This window comes from Burkholderia sp. AU33545, from assembly GCF_020419685.1.
GTDB classification, from domain to species: Bacteria; Pseudomonadota; Gammaproteobacteria; order Burkholderiales; family Burkholderiaceae; genus Burkholderia; species Burkholderia diffusa.
The window spans coordinates 226187-246672 of record NZ_JAIZRQ010000005.1; the positions used below are offsets into that span (position 1 = coordinate 226187).

A 20486-nucleotide genomic window follows, 5' to 3' on the forward strand; every position below is an offset into this window, starting at 1 on the left:
TTTAGAAGGCGCCGCGCAGGCGCATGCGGCGGTTTTTCGGCCGATAATGCACCGTTCAAATGAACTTTGTATGGGGCCGCACGCGTTCCGGCCGACGCGATCCGGGTGCCGGGCCAGTGCGCCCCATCGTGCCGAAAAGAACCATCGGGCCGCCGGCGCGGTCTATCGATGCGGGCGCGTCCTCGCGCGAGCGGCGCCCCGGCGACGCCGGCGCCCGCGGCGCGGCCGCGACGGCCTGGCACGGCAACACCTGAATCGAAGAGGAGAACCACAATGCGCTACGTATTCGTCTACGGCACGTTGAGAGCGGGAGAGGCCAATGACATCGGCCATGCGGCCGCGCGGCACGGGATCGCCGCGCCGACGCTGCTCGGTGCGGCCGCGCTGCCGGGCGAACTGTACGATTTCGGCACGTATCCGGGCATGGTCGCCGGGCCGGCCGGCCAGTCGCTCGTATGGGGCGACGTCTACGAGATCGACGAACAACTGGTGCCCGTGCTCGACGAGATCGAGCGCGTCTATCCGGGCGTCGACACGCTGTTCCGGCAGGAGCCGGTGACCGTCGAGCTCGGCGGCCGTACGTATGCGTGCGTCTACTATCCGGTCGCCGCGCATGCGGCAGCCGACCGTCCGCGCATTGCGTCGGGCGACTGGGTTCAGCACCGGCGCGAGCGGGAAGCCGCCTGAGCGTCCGCGCGGCGAACGGCGGCACGGCAAAAATAAAAAGCGCCCCGCAGGGCGCTTTTTTCATGCCGCCGTGTCGCGCGACCGGCGGCGGGCAGGTCGGGGCGAGCAGGTCGACCCGGTCCGCGTCGTCAGATTTCCTCGTACAGCGGCAGCGTCAGGAATTCGGTGAAGCCTTCCGACGTCGACATCTGCTCGAAGATCGCCGCGGCACGCTCGTACGGCTGCGTGTTGCCGCCGACCGAACGCTTCACGTTCTCAAGCTCGGCCTTCGCGAATTCGCGTACGAGCTCGGCCGTGACCTTGCGGCCGTCGTCGAGCACGCCCTTCGGCGAGCGGATCCACTGCCATACCTGCGAGCGGGAGATCTCGGCGGTCGCCGCGTCTTCCATCAGATTGTGGATCGGCACGCAGCCGTTGCCGTCGAGCCAGGCGCCGAGATAATGGATGCCGACGTTGATGTTGTTGCGCAGGCCGGCTTCGGTGATCGGTGCTTCAGGCTGGAAGTCGAGCAGGTTCCTGCCTTCGATCTGGACGTCGTCACGCTGCTTCGCGATCTGGTTCGGCCGGTCGCCGAGCACCTTGACGAATTCTTCCATCGCGATCGGCACGAGGCCCGGGTGCGCGACCCAGCCGCCGTCGTAGCCGTCGGTCGCGTCGCGCTGCTTGTCCGAGCGCACGCCGCCCATCGCCTTGTCGTTCGCTTCCGGATCGTTCTTGATCGGAATCAGCGCGCTCATCCCGCCGATCGCCGGCGCGTTGCGCTTGTGACAGGTCTTCAGCAGCAGCAGCGCGTACGCCCGCATGAACGGCACCGTCATCGTGATCTTCGAGCGGTCGGCCAGGCAGAAGTCGCGGTCGTTCTTGAACTTCTTGATCGCCGAGAAGATGTAGTCCCAGCGGCCGGCGTTCAGGCCCGAGCTGTGTTCGCGCAGTTCGTACAGGATCTCGTCCATCTCGAATGCCGCGAGGATCGTTTCGATCAGCACCGTCGCGCGGATCGTGCCGCGCGGCACGCCGACTGCCTCCTGTGCGGCGACGAAGATGTCGTTCCACAGGCGCGCCTCGAGATGGCTTTCCATCTTCGGCAGGTAGAAGTACGGGCCCGAGCCGCGCGCGATCAGTTCCTTTGCGTTGTGGAACAGGAACAGCGCGAAATCGAAGATGCCGCCGGACACGCGCTGGCCGTCGACCGTCACGTGCTTCTCGTCGAGGTGCCAGCCGCGCGGACGAACGATCAGCGTCGCGACCTTGTCGTTCAGCCGGTACGACTTGCCGTTCTGCTCGAGCGAAATCGTGCGGCGCACGGCGTCCTTCAGGTTGATCTGGCCGTCGATCTGGTTCGTCCAGCTCGGCGCGTTCGAATCCTCGAAGTCCGTCATGTACGAATCGGCGCCGGAGTTCAGCGCGTTGATGATCATCTTGCGCTCGACGGGGCCGGTGATCTCGACACGGCGGCATTGCAGGTCGGCCGGCAGCGGCGCGACCTTCCAGTCGCCTTCGCGGATCGCCTTCGTATCGGCCAGGAAATCGGGGCGCTCGCCGGCATCGAGGCGCTTGGTGCGCTCGACGCGGGCTTGCAGCAGCGCCTGGCGGCGCGGCTCGAACGCGCGGTGCAGCGCCGCGACGAGTGCGAGCGCTTCAGGCGTCAGGATCGCTTCGTAACCCGGCTTGATTTCGCCGGTGATCGCCATGCCTTGCGGCAGCGTGATCGGGGTGCTCATGAGTCTCATCTCCTTGGTCGGTCAGTTGCGGTTTCGGTGAAGGGGGAAGGCGGCAGCGCCGCGAACGTCATGCGCCCGGGCCGGGGCGCGCGCGATTCGCGGGTCTGCCGGACGGAGCCGGGGTGGCGAGGAATGCGAGCAGGTCGGCCATGCCGCTGCCGGTGCCGTCGGGCGGTACGCCGAGTTCCTCGGCGGGCGCGCCCGTGCGGTTGAGCCAGAACGTCGTGTAGCCGAACCAGCCGGCCCCCGCGACGTCCCAGGCGTTCGACGACACGAACACGATGTCGCGCGGATTCGCGCCGAACGCGGCGGTGCCAAGCGCATACGCGACCGGGCTCGGCTTGTACGCGCGCACCGTGTCGGCCGACAGCACGCGATCGAACAGGCCGGTCATGCCGGCGCTCTTGATCGCGATGTCGAGCATCTCCGGGTTGCCGTTCGACAGGATCGCGAGCGGCGGGCGCGGTTCGAGCGCGCGCAGCTTGCGCAGCGCGGGCACCGTGTCGGGATAGGTGGACAGGCACGCGTATTCGTCCATCAGCCGCTTCTCGGCCGCGCTGTTCAGCGCGAGGCCGAGCACGCGCGCGGCGAACCGCAGCGCGTCGAGCGTGATGTCGCGGAACGGGCGATAGCGGGCGCCGGACGGATCGGCGAGCGTGCGCAACTGCGAGTATTCGATTTGCTTGCGTCGCCACAGCTGCGACAACCGCTCCCCGTGACCGGGAAACATCTGCTCTGCCGCGGCCACGACCGCATGCACGTCGAACAACGTACCGAATGCGTCGAAGAGGATTGCGTCGGGAGAGGAGAGTGTCGTTGTGGCCGACATAGCCTTGCGCTCCAGTTTCAGAGGTCGGGTCGATTCTATTCGTGATGGCAGACGATAAAAAAGATGCTAATCATCACTTGATCTTTTACTTTCATATACATAATCTTGACCGCTCAAGCTATTTGAAGGGCGGGAGCACCACCCTGGCGAGTCATGGACCGGTTCAAACAGATCGAAACGTTCGCCGCGGTCGCGGCGAAGGGCAGCCTGTCGGCGGCGGCGCATGCGGAAGGCGTCGCACCGGCGATCATCGGCCGCCGCCTCGACGCGCTCGAGGAGCGGCTCGGCGTCAAGCTGCTGGTGCGCACGACCCGCAAGCTCACACTGACCTTCGAGGGGTCGGCCTTCCTCGAGGATTGCCAGCGGATCATCAACGACATGCAGAACGCGGAGGCGAGCGTGTCCGCTGGCGGCGTGAAGGCGAGCGGCCACCTGCGCATTTCCGCGCCGGCCGGTTTCGGCCGGCGCCACGTCGCGCCGCTCGTGCCCGAATTCAGTGGCGCGCATCCGGACGTGTCGGTCACGCTCGACCTCTCCGACCGGATGGTCGATCTCGTCAACGAAGGGTTTGATTGCGCGGTGCGGCTCGGCGAGTTGCCCGATTCGTCGCTGGTGTCGCTGAAGCTCGGCGAGAACCGGCGCGTGTGCGTCGCGTCCCCCGCGTATCTCGCGCGACGCGGCACGCCGGCCACGCTCGCGGAACTCGCGCGCCACAACTGCCTCGCGCTGGCCGCGAACGCCAACCAGCAACGCGGCTGGGTGTTCCAGGAGGACGACAAGGTCGTGTCGATCCGCGTGAGCGGCACGATGGAATGCTCGGACGGCGCGGTGCTGCACGAGTGGTGTCTTGCCGGCCACGGCCTGGCATGGCGATCGTGGTGGGAGGTCGGCGACGACATCGCGGCCGGCCGCCTCGTCAGCGTGCTCGACGCGTTCGCGGCGCCGCCGATCGGCATCCACGCGGTGTTTCCGCAGCGCCGCCACCTGCCGCTGCGCGTGCGCCTGTTTCTCGATTACCTGAAACATACTTACGAACGGCCCGGGTATTGGGGCGAGTAGGGCGCGCCCGTCCGCGCGTTTCCGATATGAGGGCGAACCCGCTGCCGGCGCCGGTCGCCCGGTTTCGCGCACTACAATCGAAACTGGCATGCGCGACGCGCCCGGGCCGGCCCGCATGGGTTCGCGGCGCGCGCGGTGCGTCTGACGCAGGAGGGCGCGATGTTCCGGCACATCCTCGTTCCAACCGACGGTTCCGAGCTGTCGCAGAAGGCGATCGACGGCGCGATCGATCTGGCGCGTGCGGTCGGCGCGCAGGTCACGGCCTATGCGTGCCTGCCGCAGTATCCGTACTCGCCGTTTTCCGAAGTGATCATCGAACCGCCCGCAGATTTCCGGGCGCGCAGCGAGCGCGAGGCGCGCGCACACCTCGACGACGTGCAGGCGGCCGCGAAGGCAGCTGGCGTCGTCTGCGACAGCTGGACCAGCGTGCACCCCTCGCCGTACCTCGGCATCATCGAGGCGGCCGAACGCGGCGGCTGCGACGTGATCTTCATGGCGTCGCACGGACGCCGCGGGCTCGGCAGTCTGCTGATCGGCAGCGAAACGCAGCGCGTGCTGACCCATACGAAAATTCCAGTGATCGTCTATCGGTAGACGCGGCGCCGTGTATGGCCGCGCGGGCGGCGGCACGGCAGCGCCGCTGAAAAAAGGCGCGCCGGACGAAGCCGGCGCGCGTCGTTGCTGGCGGCCGCAGGCCGCGCGGCGGGTCGCACGGGTCACCGCGCGCCTGCCGTCTCCTCCCTGATTGTTGTCCCGTGCAGCCGATGCCGCGCCGTCGCGTGACGGGCGGGCAACGGCGTGACGCTTTCTTTCGCGCGTTATGCGACCTTCTTGCCGTCGAAGAACTGTTCGTCTTCGGTCGAGCCGTGCAGCGCGGTTGTCGAGGCTTCGCGCTCGACCGTCTGCGTAACGGCGTCGAAGTAGCCGGTGCCGACTTCGCGCTGGTGCTTGACGGCCGTGAAGCCCTTGTCCGCCGCCGCGAACTCGGCCTGCTGCAGTTCAACGAACGCGCTCATCTGCGTGCGGGCATAGCCGTGCGCGAGGTTGAACATCGAGTAGTTCAGCGCATGGAAGCCGGCCAGCGTGATGAACTGGAACTTGTAGCCCATCGCGCCGAGCTCCTTCTGGAACTTCGCGATCGTCGCGTCGTCGAGGTTCTTCTTCCAGTTGAACGACGGCGAACAGTTGTACGACAGCATCTTGCCCGGGAACTGCTTGTGGATCGCTTCCGCGAATTTCTTCGCGTACTCCAGATCCGGCTTGCCCGTTTCGCACCAGACGAGGTCGGCGTACGGCGCATACGCGAGGCCGCGCGAGATCGCCTGCCCGATGCCCGGCTTCGTGCGGAAGAAGCCTTCGACCGTGCGCTCGCCCGTCAGGAACGGCTTGTCGTTGTCGTCGATGTCGGACGTGATCAGGTCCGCCGCTTCCGCGTCGGTCCGCGCGACCAGCACGGTCGGCGTGCCCATCACGTCCGCCGCGAGACGCGCCGCCGTGAGCTTCGCGACCGCTTCGCGCGTCGGCACGAGCACCTTGCCGCCCATGTGGCCGCACTTTTTCACCGACGCGAGCTGGTCCTCGAAGTGGACGCCCGATGCGCCTGCCTCGATCATCGCCTTCATCAGTTCGAACGCGTTCAGCACGCCGCCGAAGCCGGCCTCCGCATCGGCAACGATCGGCGCGAAGAAGTCCACGTAGCCTTCGTCGCCCGGGTTCTTGCCTTCGGACCACTGGATCTGGTCGGCACGCGTCAGCGTGTTGTTGATGCGCTTGACGACGAGCGGCACCGAGTTCGCCGGGTACAGCGACTGATCCGGGTACATTTCGCCCGCGACGTTCGCGTCGCCGGCCACCTGCCAGCCGGACAGGTAGATTGCCTTCAGGCCGGCCTTCACCTGCTGCATCGCCTGATTGCCGGTCAGCGCACCGAGCGCGTTGACGAACGGCTCTTCGTTGATGAGGCTCCACAGCTTTTCCGCGCCGCGCTTGGCCAGCGTGTGCTCGACGGCGATCGAGCCGCGCAGGCGAACCACGTCCTCAGCCGTGTAGCTGCGCTTGATGCCCTTCCAGCGCGGATCGGTTTCCCATTGCGTTTGCAGTTCCTGTGTCTGTTGCTGTCGCGACATGATGAGCTCCTTGATGCGGTGTGTTGCCAGATCGTCGAATCGGAAGGTACTGATGCCGTTCTCGAAACGGGGGCAGGGTGCGTGCCGTTCCGGGAAGTCTTGTATAAGAGTGTAGGCAAACCGATCGGAGCGAAACAGGGGTTGGCTCAAGAAGCGCTAAACTTTTTAATTGTTATTAATCAATGATTTGCGAGTTCAATTTTGCAATGAGAAACGATTTTTCCCATCTCGCAATTGTAAGGTTGTGCTGCGCAGCATGATTTTTTACGACGCAAAAAAATTTTTCGTATCGTGAAATTTGGCGTCGGACGAAAAAAAACCGGCGCGGGTGCGCCGGTCTGCCGGATGGGCGGGGCGGCGCAGGGCCGCCCGGGCGTGCTTACGACGCCGAATTGCTGCGACGCGGGCCGCTGCTGCGCTGGCCGTCGCGACGCGGGCCGCCGTCACGGCTGCCGCCGGGCTTGCCGCTCCAGCCGCCGCCATTGCCGCCGCCGTAGCTGCGACCGTTGCCGCCATGACCGCCGCCCGGCTTGCCGCCGAAACGACGACCGCCGTTACCGCCGCCCGGACGGCCGCGGCCGCCAGTGCCGCGATCGTTGCGCAGGGGTGCCTTGCGCGGCTCGAAGCCTTCGATCACGTTGACCGGCAGCGGCGAGCGCACGAAGCGCTCGATGCGCTTGAGCGCGCCTTGTTCGGCGTGGTGCACGAGGCTCACCGCGGTGCCCGAACGGCCGGCACGGCCCGTACGGCCGATACGGTGCACGTAGTCTTCCGCGAACTTCGGCAGGTCGTAGTTGAACACGTGCGTGATACCCGGGATGTCGATGCCGCGGGCCGCGACGTCGGTCGCGACCAGCACGCGCACGCGGCGCTCGCGCAGCGCACGGATCGTGCGGTTACGCGCGCCCTGCGGCAGGTCGCCGTGCAGCGCGGCCGATTCGAAGCCAGCGTCGGCGAGACGGCCGGCGAGCTGGTCGGCGTCGATCTTGGTTGCCGTGAAGATGATCGCCTGGTCGAGCGCGTCGTCGCGCAGCAGGTGATCGAGCAGGCGATCCTTGTGGTCGCGGTCGTCGACGTAGTGCACGGTCTGCGCGATGTTCGCGCGCGACTCGAGGCGCTGCTGGATCTCGATGCGCTCGGGGTCCTTCAGCAGGCGGCTCGTCAGCGAACCGATCTTGCCGTCGAGCGTGGCCGAGAACAGCATTGTCTGGCGCGACGCGGGCGTCGCGGCGACGATCGTCTCGATGTCGTCGATGAAGCCCATGTCGAGCATGCGGTCGGCTTCGTCGAGCACGAGCATCTTCAGTTCGGACAGGTCGATGCGGCCGCGCTCGAGGTGGTCGAGCAGGCGGCCCGGCGTGGCGACCAGGATTTCGGGGTTCTTCGCGAGCAGCATCAGCTGCTGGCCGTAGGCGACGCCGCCGAGGATGCTGACCGTGCGCAGGCGCTTCAGGTGCTTGCCGTAGGTCGATGCGGCCGTGGTGACCTGCATCGCGAGTTCACGGGTCGGCGTCAGCACGAGCAGGCCCGGGCGCGCGACGGGTTGCGGGCGGCGCGCACGGCGGTCGCCCTGGTTCGGTTCGCGCGGCGCGCGCGGTTGCTGCGCCAGCGTCTTCTGGAGCTGCGCGAAGCGTTCGATCGCGGGCAGCATGAATGCGGCCGTCTTGCCCGAACCGGTCGGGCTCGACACCAGCAGGTCGCGGCCGGCGATGCCGGCCGGAATCGCGCGCTGCTGGACCGGCGTCGGCTTCACATAGCCGGCGGCCTGCAGCGCGGAGACGATCTCCGGCGACAACCCGAGCGACGCGAAGCTCGGCTCGTCCGACGCCGGTTCGACCGCGGCCGGTACGGCGGCGTCGTCGAGACCGAGCGCCTGGTCGGCGATCGCGTTGAGCGGGCTGGAGTTGATGCTCGAAGTCATAACAATCCTTGAAACACAGTGGGTGAAACGTCGGCGCCAATCGCGCATACCCAAGTCGTCGGATTCAGCGAGCAAATCGGGAAACGGGTGCAATCCGCCGAACAGTCGGCGGATGAGGCATTAGAAGCTGTTTTGGGTGCGGCGCGCTTCTGGAGCGGGGCCGCCAGCCTGATAAGTGACGACCGCGAGGGTCGAAGCAGGAGGGGACAGGTTCTAAACCGGATTGGAGCTTAACGCTACGAGGCGTCGGGCCGGAACGGCATGCGAGCCGAGCGCGGGGATGACGCAGGCCGCATTATAAAGACTTTTGCTGCGCTGCGCCACTGATTTGATTGCTTATTGCGACGGGCGTGGTTCGGTCAGGAAGCCGTGCCGTTCTTCAGCGATTCGACGAGTTCGATGTACTGCTGCTTCGCCGCATCCTGGGTCGTGCCTTTCAGCGCTTCCCACGCGTCGTACTTGTACTTGCCGACGATGTCGGTGAAGCCCGGCTTGTCGCCGTGTGCGTCGCCGTCAGTTGCCTGCTTGAAGAGCGCATACAGGCGCAGCAGGGTCAGGTTGCCCGGCCGTTCCGTCAGTTGCTTGACGTCGATCTGGGCCTGGTCGAATTGGGCGGTGAGTTCGCTCATCGGGTGTCTCCGTAAGGGTTTCAGGTCGGGCGATCTTAACAAGCGGACCGCCGCGCGGGGTCGAGCGATCCTTCCAAACCGCCGCCGGCGCCGAACGCGCGCACAGATCGGGCCCGATCACCCGTGGGAACGGGGCGCCGCATTACAATGTCGGCCATGACGCAAACAGTGCTCCTCGCCATCGATACGTCGACCGAATACTGCTCGGTCGCGCTGCTGCGCTCGGCTCCGGCCGATGACGCCGTTTCCACCCCGCAAACTTGGGTCCGCCACGAGCTGACGGGCGCCGTGTCGAGCACGCGCGTGCTGCCGGCCATCCAGGCGCTCTTCGCCGAATCGGGCCTCACGCTCGCCGATTGCGACGCGATCGCATTCGGCGCGGGCCCCGGCTCGTTTACCGGGCTGCGTACCGCGACCGGCATTACCCAAGGTCTCGCGTTCGGGTGCGGGCTGCCGGTCGTGCCGGTCAGCACGCTGCTCGCGTGCGCCGAGCATGCGCGGCTACGCGCGCCCGGCACGACGCGCGTGCTGGCCGCGCTCGATGCGCGAATGGACGAAGCATACTGGGCCGACTTCGCGTGGGACGACCAGGCGGGCGACTGGCGCACGGTGCATCCTGCGTCGCTCGATGCGCCGGGCGCCGTCGGCGTGCCCGACGCGCCGTTCACGCTCGCTGGCAATGCGGCGGCCGCATTCGGCACGCAGTTGCCGGCCGCGGCCGCCGCGGCAGTGGTCGACGGGGAAGCGTTGCCCCATGCGCTGGCGGTCGCGCATGCCGCGCTGCGGGCGTTCCGCGCCGGCCGTACGGTGCCGGCCGACCAGGCGGCACCGGAGTACGTGCGCGACAAGGTCGCGCAGACCACCGCCGAGCGCATCGCGGCCCGCGCCGCGCAGACGGGCGGAGAGAAAGGATGACGGGCGTATTGTTGAGCGACCGCTATCTGTCGCCGATGACGGATACCGATCTCGACGAAGTCGTCGCGATCGAGCAGGTCGCGTACGAATTCCCGTGGAGCCGCGGCAATTTCGAGGATTCGCTGCGCAACGGCTATTTCGGCGTGTGCCTGCGGCACGTGACGGGCGCGCTCGTCGGCTATTGCGTGCTGATGCCGGTCATCGACGAGATGCACCTGCTGAACCTGTGCGTCGCCCCGACGGCCCAGCAGTCGGGCGCAGGCCTCGCGCTGCTGCGCGAAGCCGTGCGTATCTCGCGCGCCGAACGGCTCGACGGCGTGCTGCTCGAGGTGCGGCCGTCCAATCTGCGCGCGATCCATCTGTACGAGCGCTTCGGCTTCGTGACGATCGGCCGGCGCAAGAACTACTATCCGGCGCGGCATCGCAGCCGGGAGGACGCGATCGTGATGCGTCTGACGCTGAACAAGGACGAAGGGGACGCGCATGGCGTGGGCTGAAGCAGCGCTCGAGGAAATGGGGCTCGCGCAAATTTGGGTGCGGCGCGGGCAGCGTGCGGAAAGCGATGAAGCGGGCGCAACGCCGACGGCCGAGTCCGGCGCGGCGGACGACGTCTCCGCCGTTGCGACCGCAACCGTCGCGGCAACACCCCGGCCGGTCGCGGAGCAGTCTCGCGACACGCAGCCGCCTGCGACGCGTGCACTCGCACGTGACGATACGCCGCCGGTCGGCGCAACCGCACGCGATGCGGCACCGGCGGACGAAGCCGGTTCGGCCGCACGTGTCGCGAGCGATGACGACCGCGCGTCCACCAAGCCCGCACCGGGCGCTGCCGCGGACGACATGCCGCCCGTCACCGAAGACGATTTCGCCTGGTTCGACGCGGCGCCCCCCGGCGATCCGCTGCCGCCGGACGAAGCACGTCCCGCCGCACCCCCGGTGGCGATGCTCGACTGGGATGCGCTGGCCGCACGCGTCGCCGGCTGCACGAGCTGCCGCCTGTGCGAGAAGCGCACCAATACCGTATTCGGTGTGGGCGATCGAGAAGCGGACTGGATGCTGATCGGCGAGGCGCCCGGCGAGAACGAGGACAAGCAGGGCGAGCCGTTCGTCGGCCAGGCAGGCAAGCTGCTCGACAACATGCTGCAGTCGCTCGCGCTCAAGCGCGGCGATAACGTCTACATCGCGAACGTGATCAAGTGCCGCCCGCCGGGCAACCGTAATCCGGAACCGGACGAGGTCGCGCGCTGCGAGCCGTACCTGCAGCGCCAGGTCGCGCTCGTGAAGCCGAAGCTGATCGTCGCGCTCGGCCGCTTCGCCGCGCAGACGCTGCTGAAGACGGACGCCAGCATTGCCTCGCTGCGCGGCCGCGTGCACACGTATGAAGGCGTGCCGGTGATCGTTACCTATCACCCTGCGTACCTGCTGCGCAGCCTGCAGGACAAGTCGAAGGCGTGGGCTGACCTGTGCCTGGCGCGCGATACGTTCCGGCAGGCGGAGGGTGTCGACGCGAACGGGCCGGCCGGACAATGACGCGCGGTGCGGCGTTCGCGTTCGTCGATACGCTGCACGATGCCGCGGTCCGCGATCTGGGCTGGCTCCTCGCGAGCCCGAGCCTGCTTACCGCGGCGCCCGGCGCGCCGCTCGCACATCCGTGGTCGGACTCGGTCGAGCGGGTGGCCGTCGAAGCGTGGCTCGTCGCGCTCGATGCCGCGCCGGAGCCGCTGCACCGCGTGCTCGACGGGCTACGACCCGTGCGACTCGGCCGCTATGCCGAATGCCTGCTCGAGTATTTCCTCACGCACGGGCCGTCGCTGCGGCTCGTCGCCGCCAATCTGCCGCTGCGCAGCAACGGCAAGACGCTCGGCGAAGTCGATTTTCTCGTCGATGCGCCGGGCGGGCAGCGCCTGCACTGGGAACTCGCGGTGAAGTGCTATCTATGCGCGCCGGTGGACGGCGACGCATCGCTCGCGGATTTCGTCGGGCCGAATCTCGTCGATCGCCTCGACCGCAAGCGCAGCCGGTTGCTCGAGCATCAGTTGCGGCTGAGCGATCGCCACGGGTTCGCACTGCTCGGCTACGGCGCGCCGTCCGATGCGCAGATGTTCATCAAGGGCTGGCTGTTCTATCCGCACGGCGTGCCGCTGCCGCCGGTGGCCGCGGAAATCGCGGCCGATCATCCGCGTGGGTTCTGGCTCACGCATGCGCAGTGGCCGGCCTGGGCCGCCGCGCAACCCGACGGCGCGGCGTGGAACGTGCTGCCGCGGCTGGCGTGGCTCGCGCCGCGGCGGTTGCCGCCCGACGCCGCGCCCGAACCGCTGGCGCACTCGCTCGAGCTGCCGTCCGTATTGACGGCGCGCCAGGCGCCTGCGCTGATCGGCGTGCATCGACAGGACGGCGACGGGGTATGGCGGGAGACGGCGCGCGGCTTCATCGTCCCGGACGACTGGCCGGCGCGTGCGCGGGCGTTCGCCACGCAGGACCACTGACGCTGCGTCAGCCGGCGCTTACCACCAACGATGGAAGTGATGGACGGGGCCGACGCCGTGGCCGACGTCGAGCTGGCCGCTCGCGGCAATCGCGCCGGTCAGATAGACCTTCGCTTCGCGTACCGCGCTCTCGAGATCGGGCTGTTGCGGCAGCAGCGCGGCGATCGCCGACGACAGCGTGCAGCCGGTGCCGTGCGTGTTGCTGACCGGCACGCGTGCGCCCTCGAGCCGCACTGTGCGTGTCCCTTCGACGAGCCAGTCAGGGCTCGCGGCCGCGTCAGGCAGGTGGCCGCCTTTCATCAGCACGGCGCGCGCGCCCGTCTGCAGCAAGGCCCGGCCTTGCCGGACCATATCGTTTTCGGTGGTTGCGGGCACATCGTTCAGCAGCGCGGCCGCCTCGGGCAGGTTCGGCGTCACGACCGTCGCGAGCGGCAGCAACACATCGCGCAACGCGTCGACGGCATCGGGCGCGAGCAGCGCGTGCGAGCTCTTCGAAATCATCACCGTGTCGAGCACGACGAAGCGCGGTGCGTAACGGCGCAGCGCGTCGGCGACCGCGTGCACGATCGCCGCGTTCGCGAGCATCCCGATCTTGACCGCATCGATGCGGATATCGCCGAACACCGCGTCGAGCTGCGCGGTCACGAACGCTGCGTCCGGCGTGTGCACGCCGGTCACGCCGCGCGTGTTCTGGGCGGTCAGCGCCGTGATCACGCTCGCGCCATACGCGCCGAGCGCGGAAAAGGTCTTCAGGTCGGCCTGGATGCCTGCGCCGCCGCCCGAATCGGAGCCGGCGATCGTCAGAATGTTGGGTATCGGGTGCGTCATCGGGGCAACGCGCCGGTTCGAAGACCGGCGCCGGCGGACGGAAACGGGAAGTGTAGCGTCAGTGCCGCGATTCGCCGATCAGCGCGACCGAGTCGAACTGGCGCTGGTTCGCCTGGTGGCGGCGCATCACGAGCCACATCGTCAGGCACACGAACGTGCCGAACAGCACGATCACGACGCCGACCGGCACGTCGAGCCACACGAGCACCGCATACAGGCACAGCATCACGAGCACGGACAGGTTCTCGTTGAAGTTCTGCACCGCGATCGAGTGGCCGGCCGACAGCAGCACGTGGCCGCGATGTTGCAGCAACGCGTTCATCGGAACGACGAAGTAGCCGGACAATGCACCGACCCCGATCAGGAAGATGTACGCGACGATCAGGTACACGGGCAGGCGCAGGTGGCCGAAGTGCACGGCCCAGTGCGGCGGGAACAGGTCGCGTGTGTAGAACGCCATCAACATCACCGCGATGCCCATGATGATGCCGACGGGCAGCACTGTCAGCGACTTCTTCAGCGGGATCCGCGCGGCGGCGGCGATTGCGCCGGCCGCGACGCCGACCGCGACCACGGCCTGCAGGATTGCGCCTTCCGACAGCGACATGCCGAGCGACACTTCAGCCCACTTCAGCACGATGAACTGCAGCGTCGCGCCGGCGCCCCAGAACAGCGTCGTGACCGCCAGCGAGATCTGGCCGAGCTTGTCGCGCCACAGCACCATGAAGCAGTCGGCGAAATCCGTGAGGAGCTTGACCGGGCCGCGTTCCTGCTTCGGGTAGCGGGCGCCGGTATCGGGAATGCGCAGGTTGAACAGCGCGGCGATCACGTAGATCGCCATGATGATCGCCATCGCCGCTTCGGCAGGAGTGGCGATCCAGGCTGGCGTGTGCGCGATCACGTGCGATGCGATGTGCGGGCTGATCAGCGCGCCGCCGAGCACGGTGCCGAGGATGATCGAGCTGACGGTCGTGCCTTCGATCCAGCCGTTCGCGGCGACGAGCCTGTCGGCCGGCAGCAGCTCGGTCAGAATGCCGTATTTCGCGGGCGAGTAGGCCGCGGCGCCGAATCCGACGATCCCGTACGCGATCAGCGGATGAGCGCCGAACAGCATGATCAGGCAGCCGATCACCTTGATCGAGTTGGTGATGAACATCACACGGCCCTTCGGGCGCGAGTCGGCGAACGCACCGACATACGCCGCCAGCACCACGTAGGACAACACGAAGAACAGCTTGAGCAGCGGTGTCATCCAGTTGGGGGCGTGGAGGTCTTTCAGCAGGGCGATGGCGGCGATGAGAAGCGCATTGTCGGCCAACGACGAGAAAAACTGCGCGGCCATGATGGTGTAAAAACCTTTTTTCATCTGATGCGATGCTTTCGTCGCTGCGGCAGGGCCGCGTAGGCCGCCTGGTATGCGATCGGCTTATTCCGTTCGAAATGGGTTGTGCGCACGGCTTTATAACACGAAAATACGGCAATTCGGACTAGCAAGATTCCCCGATCGTTCCGCAAATTGTCGGCTTCGGTGCTCAAAAGGCGCGGTAAGCTGATGATTCGCAAGCGTCTTTACGTAAATTTCCCATGCCGCGCCCGATCTCCGCCACCATCCATACCGCCGCTCTCGCGAGCAATCTCTCCGTCGTTCGCCGATTTGCCGGCCCGTCCAAGGTCTGGGCGGTCGTCAAGGCCAACGCGTACGGCCACGGGCTCGCGCGCGTGTTTCCCGGCCTGCGCGGCACCGACGGCTTCGGCCTGCTCGACCTCGACGAGGCCGTGAAACTGCGCGAGCTCGGCTGGGCCGGCCCGATCCTGCTGCTCGAAGGGTTCTTCCGCTCGACCGACATCGACGTGATCGATCGCTACAGCCTGACGACCACCGTCCACAACGACGAGCAGATGCGGATGCTGGAGACGGCGCGGCTGTCGAAGCCCGTCAACGTGCAGCTCAAGATGAACAGCGGGATGAACCGGCTGGGTTACACGCCGGAGAAATACCGCGCCGCGTGGGAGCGCGCCCGTGCGTGCCCCGGCATCGGCCAGATCACGTTGATGACCCATTTTTCGGACGCCGACAACGAGCGTGGCGTCGCCGAGCAGCTCGCGACGTTCGAGCGCGGCGCGGAAAACATCGCCGGTGCGCGCAGCCTCGCGAATTCGGCGGCCGTGCTGTGGCATCCGGATACGCACTTCGACTGGGTGCGGCCGGGGATCGTCCTGTATGGCGCATCGCCGTCGGGGCTGTCGGCCGACATTGCCGACGCGGGCCTGAAGCCTGCGATGACGCTCGCGTCCGAGTTGATCGCCGTGCAGACGATCGCGAAGGGGCAGGCGATCGGCTACGGTTCGACGTTCTCCGCGCAGGCGCCGATGCGCATCGGCGTCGTCGCCTGCGGCTATGCGGACGGCTATCCGCGCGTCGCGCCCGAGGGCACGCCGGTGATCGTCGACGGGATCCGCACACGCATCGTCGGCCGCGTGTCGATGGATATGATTACCGTCGACCTGACGCCATGCCCGCAGGCCGGGGTCGGGGCGCGGGTCGAGCTGTGGGGCAACGCGCTGCCGATCGACGACGTCGCGCGCCATTGCGGGACCATCGGCTATGAACTGATGTGCGCGGTCGCCGGCCGCGTGCCGGTGCGCGCGGAATAAGGGCAGCACGCGTGGCCAAACAGAAGACCGTCTACGTCTGCAGCGAGTGCGGCGGACAAACTCCGAAGTGGCAGGGGCAATGCCCGTCTTGCCAGGCCTGGAACACGCTCGTCGAATCGGTCGCCGAGTCGCCGGCAGCCCATCGCTTCCAGTCGCTCGCGAAGCGGGCGCCCGTGCAGCGGCTCGTCGACATCGAGGCGGCCGACGTGCCGCGCTTCTCCACCGGCATCGGCGAATTCGACCGCGTGCTGGGCGGCGGGCTGGTGCCGGGCGGCGTCGTGCTGATCGGCGGCGATCCGGGCATCGGCAAGTCGACGCTATTGCTGCAGTCGCTCGCGGACATCGCCAGCGAGCGTCGTGCACTCTATATCAGCGGCGAGGAATCGGCCGCGCAGATCGCGTTGCGTGCGCAACGGCTCGCGCTGCTCGACGGCGGCGCGCCGGCGGCCGAGCTGAAGCTGCTCGCCGAAATCCAGCTCGAGAAAATCCAGGCCGCGATCGACGCGGAACGGCCGGACGTAGCCGTCATCGACTCGATCCAGACCGTCTATTCCGAAGCGCTGACGTCGGCGCCCGGTTCGGTGGCCCAGGTGCGCGAGTGCGCGGCGCAGCTCACGCGCATCGCGAAGCAGTCCGGCACCGCGATCATCATGGTCGGGCACGTGACGAAGGAGGGCAACCTCGCCGGCCCGCGCGTGCTCGAGCACATCGTCGATACGGTGCTGTACTTCGAGGGCGACACCCATTCGTCGTTCCGGCTCGTGCGCGCGTTCAAGAACCGCTTCGGCGCGGTCAACGAACTCGGCGTGTTCGCGATGACCGAGCGCGGGCTGCGCGGTGTCGCGAACCCGTCCGCGCTGTTCCTGTCGCAGCACGAGCAGGTCGTGCCGGGTTCCTGCGTGCTCGTCACCCAGGAGGGCACGCGCCCGCTGCTCGTCGAAATCCAGGCGCTCGTCGATACGGCCCACGTGCCGAATCCGCGCCGGCTCGCGGTCGGCCTCGAACAGAACCGGCTCGCGATGCTGCTCGCGGTGCTGCATCGGCACGCGGGCATCGCGTGTTTCGATCAGGACGTGTTCCTGAACGCGGTGGGTGGCGTGAAGATCACCGAACCGGCCGCCGACCTCGCGGTGCTGCTTGCGATCCATTCGTCGATGCGCAACAAGGCGCTGCCGAAGGGCCTGATCGTGTTCGGCGAAGTGGGGCTGGCGGGCGAGATCCGGCCGTCTCCGCGCGGGCAGGAGCGCCTTCGCGAGGCGGCGAAGCTCGGTTTCACCGCGGCGCTGATCCCGAAGGCGAATGCGCCGAAACAGCCGATCGAAGGGCTGAACGTGATGGCCGTCGAGCGGATCGAGCAGGCCATCGACCGCGTGCGCGATCTCGAATGACCGTGCGTGGCTGGCACCCGCGCGTGCCGGCCGACCGCGATCTGTCGCGTAATTCGTTGTAAAGAATATGTAGGCTGATGTAACCCGCCGGACATCGCTTTTCCCTATCCTTTGCCGGATTGTCGAACCGCGCAATGCGAAGGGAACCTATGTTCAAACAGTATGGGGAAACGTCGGGCGGACGCAGTTACAACCTGCGGGGCTGCCGCGTGTCGGAGCCGATCGTTCAGCCGTGGGGCGGTGGATGTCGGATCGTCGAGTGGATCGACGATGAAGGGCGCCTCGCGCGCCGGGTCGTGTCCGAGGACGTAACGGAAGCGGAGGTCGCCGCGGCGATCCGCCGGCCGACTGAAGGGCGACGTCATCTGATGGACGACGACGAGCAGATGCCGCGCGATACGTTGCCGCGGCGTTGAGCGGGCGGCGGGGCCGACGGACGGCCGACGCAGCAGCGGCGAACGCGACAATGACGACAAGGCCGGGCCTGGGTGCCCGGCCTTGTCGTTTCCGGGCCCGGCGCAACCGGGCGGGTGCGTCGGGCATTGACGCTCCCGGAGATGCCGCGCGTGGCCGATGAAGCGATCGGCCGGCGGCGCCCGGGCCGTGGTCAGCCGATCTGCTCGAGCTCTTCCTGCACGGCGAGCCAGTCCGCCTCGACCGTTTCGAGCCGGGTATTGACCTCGCCGAGCTTGCGGATCGCGTCGGTCAGTTCTGTCTTGCGCGCGGCCTCGTAGCTCGCCGGATCCGCGACGAACGCGTCGAGGCGCGCCTTCTCCGCGTGCAGTGTTTCCATTTCCTTTTCGAGCTTCGTGATGCGGTTCTGCAGCGGCTTCTTCAACTGCGACAGCCGCTGGCGCTCCTCGGCCGCCAGACGTTTCTGATCCTTGCGGTTGACACCCGGGTCCGCGCCCGCGGCCGCCGTGCTGTCGGCCTTTGCGGCCGCGCGCTGCTCGGCCGCATGCTGCAGCAGCCAGTCGCGGTAATCGTCGAGATCGCCGTCGAACGGCTGGAGACGGTGCTTCGCGACAAGCATGAACTGGTCGGTGGTCGCGCGCAGCAGGTGGCGGTCGTGCGAGACGAGGATCAGCGTGCCTTCGAACTGAGCGAGCGCCATCGTCAGCGCGTGACGCGTTTCGAGGTCGAGGTGGTTGGTCGGTTCGTCGAGCAGCAGCAGGTTCGGCTTCTGCCAGATGATCAGCGCGAGCGCGAGCCGCGCTTTCTCGCCGCCCGAGAACGGGCCGACCGGGCTCGTCGCCATGTCGCCCGAGAAATTGAAGCCGCCGAGGAAATCACGCAGTTCCTGCTCTCGCGTATCGGGAGCGAGCCGTGCGAGATGCGCGAGCGGCGAATCGTCCTCGCGCAGCGTTTCGAGCTGGTGCTGCGCGAAATAGCCGATCGTCAGCCCCTTGCCGTCGCGCACGTGGCCCGACAGCGGCGCGAGTGTGCCGGCCAGCGTCTTGATCAGCGTCGACTTGCCCTGGCCGTTCGCGCCGAGCAGGCCGATGCGCTGGCCGTTCTGGATCGACAGCGCCACGCGTTCGACGATCGGGATGTCCGTGCCGTCGTCGGCATGGTAGCCGCAGCGGACATCCTCCATCACCATCATCGGATTCGGCGCGGCATCAGGCGTACGGAACTCGAAGGTGAACGGCGATGCGATGTGCGCGGGCGCGATCAGCTCCATCTTCTCGAGCGCCTTCATCCGGCTTTGCGCCTGCTTGGCCTTGGTCGCCTTGGCCTTGAAGCGGTCGACGAAGCTCTGCAGGTGCTCGATCGTCTTCTGCTGCTTTTCATATGCGCTTTGCTGCAACGCCAGTTGCTGCGCACGCAGCACCTCGAACTGCGAGTAATTGCCGCCGTAGCGCTTCACCTGGCGATTTTCCAGATGCAGCGTGACGTTGCAGATCGAGTCGAGGAATTCGCGGTCGTGCGAAATCACGACGAGCGTGCCGGCGTAGCGATGCAGCCAGTCCTCGAGCCAGACGATCGCGTCGAGGTCGAGGTGGTTGGTCGGTTCGTCGAGCAGCAGCAGGTCGGAGCGGCACATCAGCGCCTGTGCGAGGTTCAGCCGCATGCGCCAGCCGCCGGAGAAGCTGGCGACCGACTCGCGCGTCTGCGCGAGCGTGAAGCCGAGGCCGAGCAGCAGCGCTTCGGCGCGCGCCGGTGCGGTATAGCCGTCGGCGTCGGCGAAGGCCGCATGCGCATCGGCCTCGGCCGCGCCGTCATGCGCGGCCGAGGCGGCGGCGATGCGCGCTTCGATCTCGCGCAGCGCGGTGTCGCCATCGAGCGTGTAGTCGAGCGCCGAACGGTCGACGGCGGGCGTTTCCTGCGACACATGGGCGATCCGCCACGACGGCGGCATCGCGAAATCGCCGCCGTCGGAATGCAGCTCGCCGCGCAGGACCGAGAACAGCGTCGATTTGCCGGCGCCGTTCGCGCCGATCAGGCCGGCCTTTTCGCCGGGATTGAGCACGAACGAGGCCGATTCGAACAGCGGCTTGGTGCCGCGCGCAAGGCTGAACTGATTGAAACGAATCACGGCAGGAATGACTGACCAAAACCGCTATTCTAGACTGCGCGCGCGTCGCCCCGGATATCGGCCGTTCGGCAGGTGCCGCAACGGCGCGATTTGGCCTAGACTCCACATCGATCCGGTTTCGTAAAAGGAGTGCCCGATGTCCACCCTGTATTCGTTCAGCGCAGAGACGCTCGCCGGTGAACCGGCGTCGCTCGATGCGTACCGCGGCAAGGTGCTGCTGATCGTCAATACCGCAAGCGAGTGCGGTTTCACGCCGCAGTATGCGGGCCTGCAGAAGCTGTACGACCAGTACGCGGCGCGCGGTTTCTTCGTGCTCGGCTTCCCGTGCAACCAGTTCGGCAAGCAGGAGCCGGGCGACGCCACGCAGATCGGCGCATTCTGCGAGCGCAACTACGGCGTCACGTTTCCGATGTTCGCGAAGATTGACGTGAAGGGCGACCACGCGCATCCGCTGTACCGCTACCTGACCGACGAGGCGCCCGGCATCCTTGGCCTCAAGGCGATCAAGTGGAATTTCACGAAATTCCTGATCGACCGTGACGGGCGGATCGTCAAGCGCTACGCGCCGTCGACGAAGCCGGAGGAAATCGCGGCGGATATCGACAAGCTGTTGTAACGCAGTGAAGGGGCGACCGGGCTGTCCGGACCGAACGGGCAGTGGCCGTGGCGCCGAGCCGAACGCCGTGAAAGCGTGTGCCGTCAT

At 67.2% G+C, this 20486-nt stretch carries 19 protein-coding genes; 11 read left to right on the forward strand and 8 right to left on the reverse strand.

The genetic code is table 11. The annotated features are described in order from the left end of the window. The first annotated feature begins 273 nt into the window (after positions 1-273). The gene (locus LGM71_RS18485) at positions 274-687 is read left to right on the forward strand and encodes a gamma-glutamylcyclotransferase (RefSeq protein ID WP_059529250.1); all 414 of its coding nucleotides are present in this window, start codon (positions 274-276) and stop codon (positions 685-687) included. 128 nt (positions 688-815) lie between these two features. Here LGM71_RS18485 and aceB read toward each other — a convergent pair whose 3' ends face one another. Together aceB and LGM71_RS18495 are read right to left on the reverse strand one after the other, a co-directional pair. Beyond that, positions 816-2408: a malate synthase A gene (gene aceB / locus LGM71_RS18490; protein ID WP_124902294.1), complete on the reverse strand. Its 1593-nt coding sequence runs from the start codon at positions 2406-2408 to the stop codon at positions 816-818. Between the two features lie 67 nt (positions 2409-2475). After that, the gene (locus tag LGM71_RS18495) at positions 2476-3237 is read right to left on the reverse strand and encodes a haloacid dehalogenase type II (protein WP_151052178.1); all 762 of its coding nucleotides are present in this window, start codon (positions 3235-3237) and stop codon (positions 2476-2478) included. A gap of 153 nt (positions 3238-3390) precedes the next feature. On the opposite strand from LGM71_RS18495, the gene LGM71_RS18500 reads away from it, so the two are divergent. Continuing rightward, positions 3391-4296 carry a LysR family transcriptional regulator gene (locus LGM71_RS18500; RefSeq protein ID WP_226115753.1) on the forward strand — a complete coding sequence of 302 codons (906 nt, stop codon included), beginning with the start codon at positions 3391-3393 and terminating at the stop codon, positions 4294-4296. Positions 4297-4455: 159 nt separating this feature from the next. Further along, the gene (locus tag LGM71_RS18505) at positions 4456-4890 is read left to right on the forward strand and encodes a universal stress protein (RefSeq protein WP_057929788.1); all 435 of its coding nucleotides are present in this window, start codon (positions 4456-4458) and stop codon (positions 4888-4890) included. Between the two features lie 224 nt (positions 4891-5114). On the opposite strand, the gene aceA is transcribed toward LGM71_RS18505, so the two are convergent. The 3 genes from aceA to LGM71_RS18520 all read right to left on the reverse strand — a co-directional run bounded on the left by aceA (position 5115) and on the right by LGM71_RS18520 (position 8972). Beyond that, a complete protein-coding gene (gene aceA / locus LGM71_RS18510) occupies positions 5115-6422 on the reverse strand; it encodes an isocitrate lyase (protein WP_059599902.1) in 1308 nt (435 codons plus the stop codon). 379 nt (positions 6423-6801) lie between these two features. Then, entirely contained in the window at positions 6802-8343 is a 1542-nt protein-coding gene (locus LGM71_RS18515) for a DEAD/DEAH box helicase (RefSeq protein WP_059599903.1), read from the reverse strand. A gap of 359 nt (positions 8344-8702) precedes the next feature. Beyond that, on the reverse strand, positions 8703-8972 hold the full coding sequence (locus tag LGM71_RS18520) for an acyl-CoA-binding protein (RefSeq protein WP_059529263.1): 270 nt from the start codon (positions 8970-8972) through the stop codon (positions 8703-8705). A gap of 147 nt (positions 8973-9119) precedes the next feature. Here LGM71_RS18520 and tsaB point away from each other — a divergent pair, with 147 nt between their 5' ends. From tsaB to LGM71_RS18540, 4 genes are read left to right on the forward strand one after another with little or no spacing between them, the layout of a single operon-like run. Then, positions 9120-9887 carry a tRNA (adenosine(37)-N6)-threonylcarbamoyltransferase complex dimerization subunit type 1 TsaB gene (gene tsaB / locus LGM71_RS18525; RefSeq protein ID WP_124622412.1) on the forward strand — a complete coding sequence of 256 codons (768 nt, stop codon included), beginning with the start codon at positions 9120-9122 and terminating at the stop codon, positions 9885-9887. Continuing rightward, on the forward strand, positions 9884-10384 hold the full coding sequence (rimI, locus tag LGM71_RS18530; protein ID WP_226115755.1) for a ribosomal protein S18-alanine N-acetyltransferase: 501 nt from the start codon (positions 9884-9886) through the stop codon (positions 10382-10384). The genes tsaB and rimI overlap by 4 nt, the downstream gene beginning before the upstream one ends. Further along, positions 10371-11417, forward strand: coding sequence for a uracil-DNA glycosylase (locus LGM71_RS18535; protein ID WP_226115757.1), 1047 nt, complete (start codon positions 10371-10373; stop codon positions 11415-11417). Before rimI ends, LGM71_RS18535 begins: the two co-directional genes overlap by 14 nt. Continuing rightward, complete coding sequence (locus LGM71_RS18540; protein WP_226115759.1) at positions 11414-12373, forward strand: DUF1853 family protein; 960 nt, start codon at positions 11414-11416, stop codon at positions 12371-12373. Before LGM71_RS18535 ends, LGM71_RS18540 begins: the two co-directional genes overlap by 4 nt. Before the next feature lie 18 nt (positions 12374-12391). On the opposite strand, the gene thiD is transcribed toward LGM71_RS18540, so the two are convergent. Continuing rightward, positions 12392-13201, reverse strand: coding sequence for a bifunctional hydroxymethylpyrimidine kinase/phosphomethylpyrimidine kinase (thiD, locus tag LGM71_RS18545; protein WP_226115761.1), 810 nt, complete (start codon positions 13199-13201; stop codon positions 12392-12394). A gap of 58 nt (positions 13202-13259) precedes the next feature. Next, complete coding sequence (gene lplT, locus LGM71_RS18550) at positions 13260-14567, reverse strand: lysophospholipid transporter LplT (RefSeq protein WP_226115763.1); 1308 nt, start codon at positions 14565-14567, stop codon at positions 13260-13262. Positions 14568-14785: 218 nt separating this feature from the next. On the opposite strand from lplT, the gene alr reads away from it, so the two are divergent. The 3 genes from alr to LGM71_RS18565 all read left to right on the forward strand — a co-directional run bounded on the left by alr (position 14786) and on the right by LGM71_RS18565 (position 17660). Further along, positions 14786-15856 (forward strand): alanine racemase, encoded by a 1071-nt coding sequence (gene alr, locus LGM71_RS18555; protein ID WP_124622420.1) that lies wholly within the window; start codon positions 14786-14788, stop codon positions 15854-15856. A gap of 11 nt (positions 15857-15867) precedes the next feature. Beyond that, a complete protein-coding gene (radA, locus tag LGM71_RS18560) occupies positions 15868-17244 on the forward strand; it encodes a DNA repair protein RadA (RefSeq protein ID WP_044847946.1) in 1377 nt (458 codons plus the stop codon). Positions 17245-17393: 149 nt separating this feature from the next. Beyond that, positions 17394-17660 (forward strand): DUF2866 domain-containing protein, encoded by a 267-nt coding sequence (locus tag LGM71_RS18565; protein WP_059599911.1) that lies wholly within the window; start codon positions 17394-17396, stop codon positions 17658-17660. A 191-nt stretch (positions 17661-17851) separates the two neighbouring features. On the opposite strand, the gene LGM71_RS18570 is transcribed toward LGM71_RS18565, so the two are convergent. Continuing rightward, positions 17852-19783, reverse strand: coding sequence for an ATP-binding cassette domain-containing protein (locus LGM71_RS18570; RefSeq protein WP_226115771.1), 1932 nt, complete (start codon positions 19781-19783; stop codon positions 17852-17854). A 136-nt stretch (positions 19784-19919) separates the two neighbouring features. On the opposite strand from LGM71_RS18570, the gene LGM71_RS18575 reads away from it, so the two are divergent. Then, on the forward strand, positions 19920-20399 hold the full coding sequence (locus tag LGM71_RS18575) for a glutathione peroxidase (RefSeq protein WP_124622425.1): 480 nt from the start codon (positions 19920-19922) through the stop codon (positions 20397-20399). The last annotated feature ends 87 nt before the right edge of the window (positions 20400-20486 follow it).

Excerpts from the sequence above, each read along its gene's own strand:
- LGM71_RS18485 (WP_059529250.1), top strand. The coding sequence starts at position 274 with ATGCGCTACGTATTCGTCTACGGCACGTTGAGAGCGGGAGAGGCCAAT.
- aceB (WP_124902294.1), bottom strand. The coding sequence starts at position 2,408 with ATGAGCACCCCGATCACGCTGCCGCAAGGCATGGCGATCACCGGCGAA.
- LGM71_RS18495 (WP_151052178.1), bottom strand. The coding sequence starts at position 3,237 with ATGTCGGCCACAACGACACTCTCCTCTCCCGACGCAATCCTCTTCGAC.
- LGM71_RS18500 (WP_226115753.1), top strand. The coding sequence starts at position 3,391 with ATGGACCGGTTCAAACAGATCGAAACGTTCGCCGCGGTCGCGGCGAAG.
- LGM71_RS18505 (WP_057929788.1), top strand. The coding sequence starts at position 4,456 with ATGTTCCGGCACATCCTCGTTCCAACCGACGGTTCCGAGCTGTCGCAG.
- aceA (WP_059599902.1), bottom strand. The coding sequence starts at position 6,422 with ATGTCGCGACAGCAACAGACACAGGAACTGCAAACGCAATGGGAAACC.
- LGM71_RS18515 (WP_059599903.1), bottom strand. The coding sequence starts at position 8,343 with ATGACTTCGAGCATCAACTCCAGCCCGCTCAACGCGATCGCCGACCAG.
- LGM71_RS18520 (WP_059529263.1), bottom strand. The coding sequence starts at position 8,972 with ATGAGCGAACTCACCGCCCAATTCGACCAGGCCCAGATCGACGTCAAG.
- tsaB (WP_124622412.1), top strand. The coding sequence starts at position 9,120 with ATGTCGGCCATGACGCAAACAGTGCTCCTCGCCATCGATACGTCGACC.
- rimI (WP_226115755.1), top strand. The coding sequence starts at position 9,884 with ATGACGGGCGTATTGTTGAGCGACCGCTATCTGTCGCCGATGACGGAT.
- LGM71_RS18535 (WP_226115757.1), top strand. The coding sequence starts at position 10,371 with ATGGCGTGGGCTGAAGCAGCGCTCGAGGAAATGGGGCTCGCGCAAATT.
- LGM71_RS18540 (WP_226115759.1), top strand. The coding sequence starts at position 11,414 with ATGACGCGCGGTGCGGCGTTCGCGTTCGTCGATACGCTGCACGATGCC.
- thiD (WP_226115761.1), bottom strand. The coding sequence starts at position 13,201 with ATGACGCACCCGATACCCAACATTCTGACGATCGCCGGCTCCGATTCG.
- lplT (WP_226115763.1), bottom strand. The coding sequence starts at position 14,567 with ATGAAAAAAGGTTTTTACACCATCATGGCCGCGCAGTTTTTCTCGTCG.
- alr (WP_124622420.1), top strand. The coding sequence starts at position 14,786 with ATGCCGCGCCCGATCTCCGCCACCATCCATACCGCCGCTCTCGCGAGC.
- LGM71_RS18565 (WP_059599911.1), top strand. The coding sequence starts at position 17,394 with ATGTTCAAACAGTATGGGGAAACGTCGGGCGGACGCAGTTACAACCTG.
- LGM71_RS18575 (WP_124622425.1), top strand. The coding sequence starts at position 19,920 with ATGTCCACCCTGTATTCGTTCAGCGCAGAGACGCTCGCCGGTGAACCG.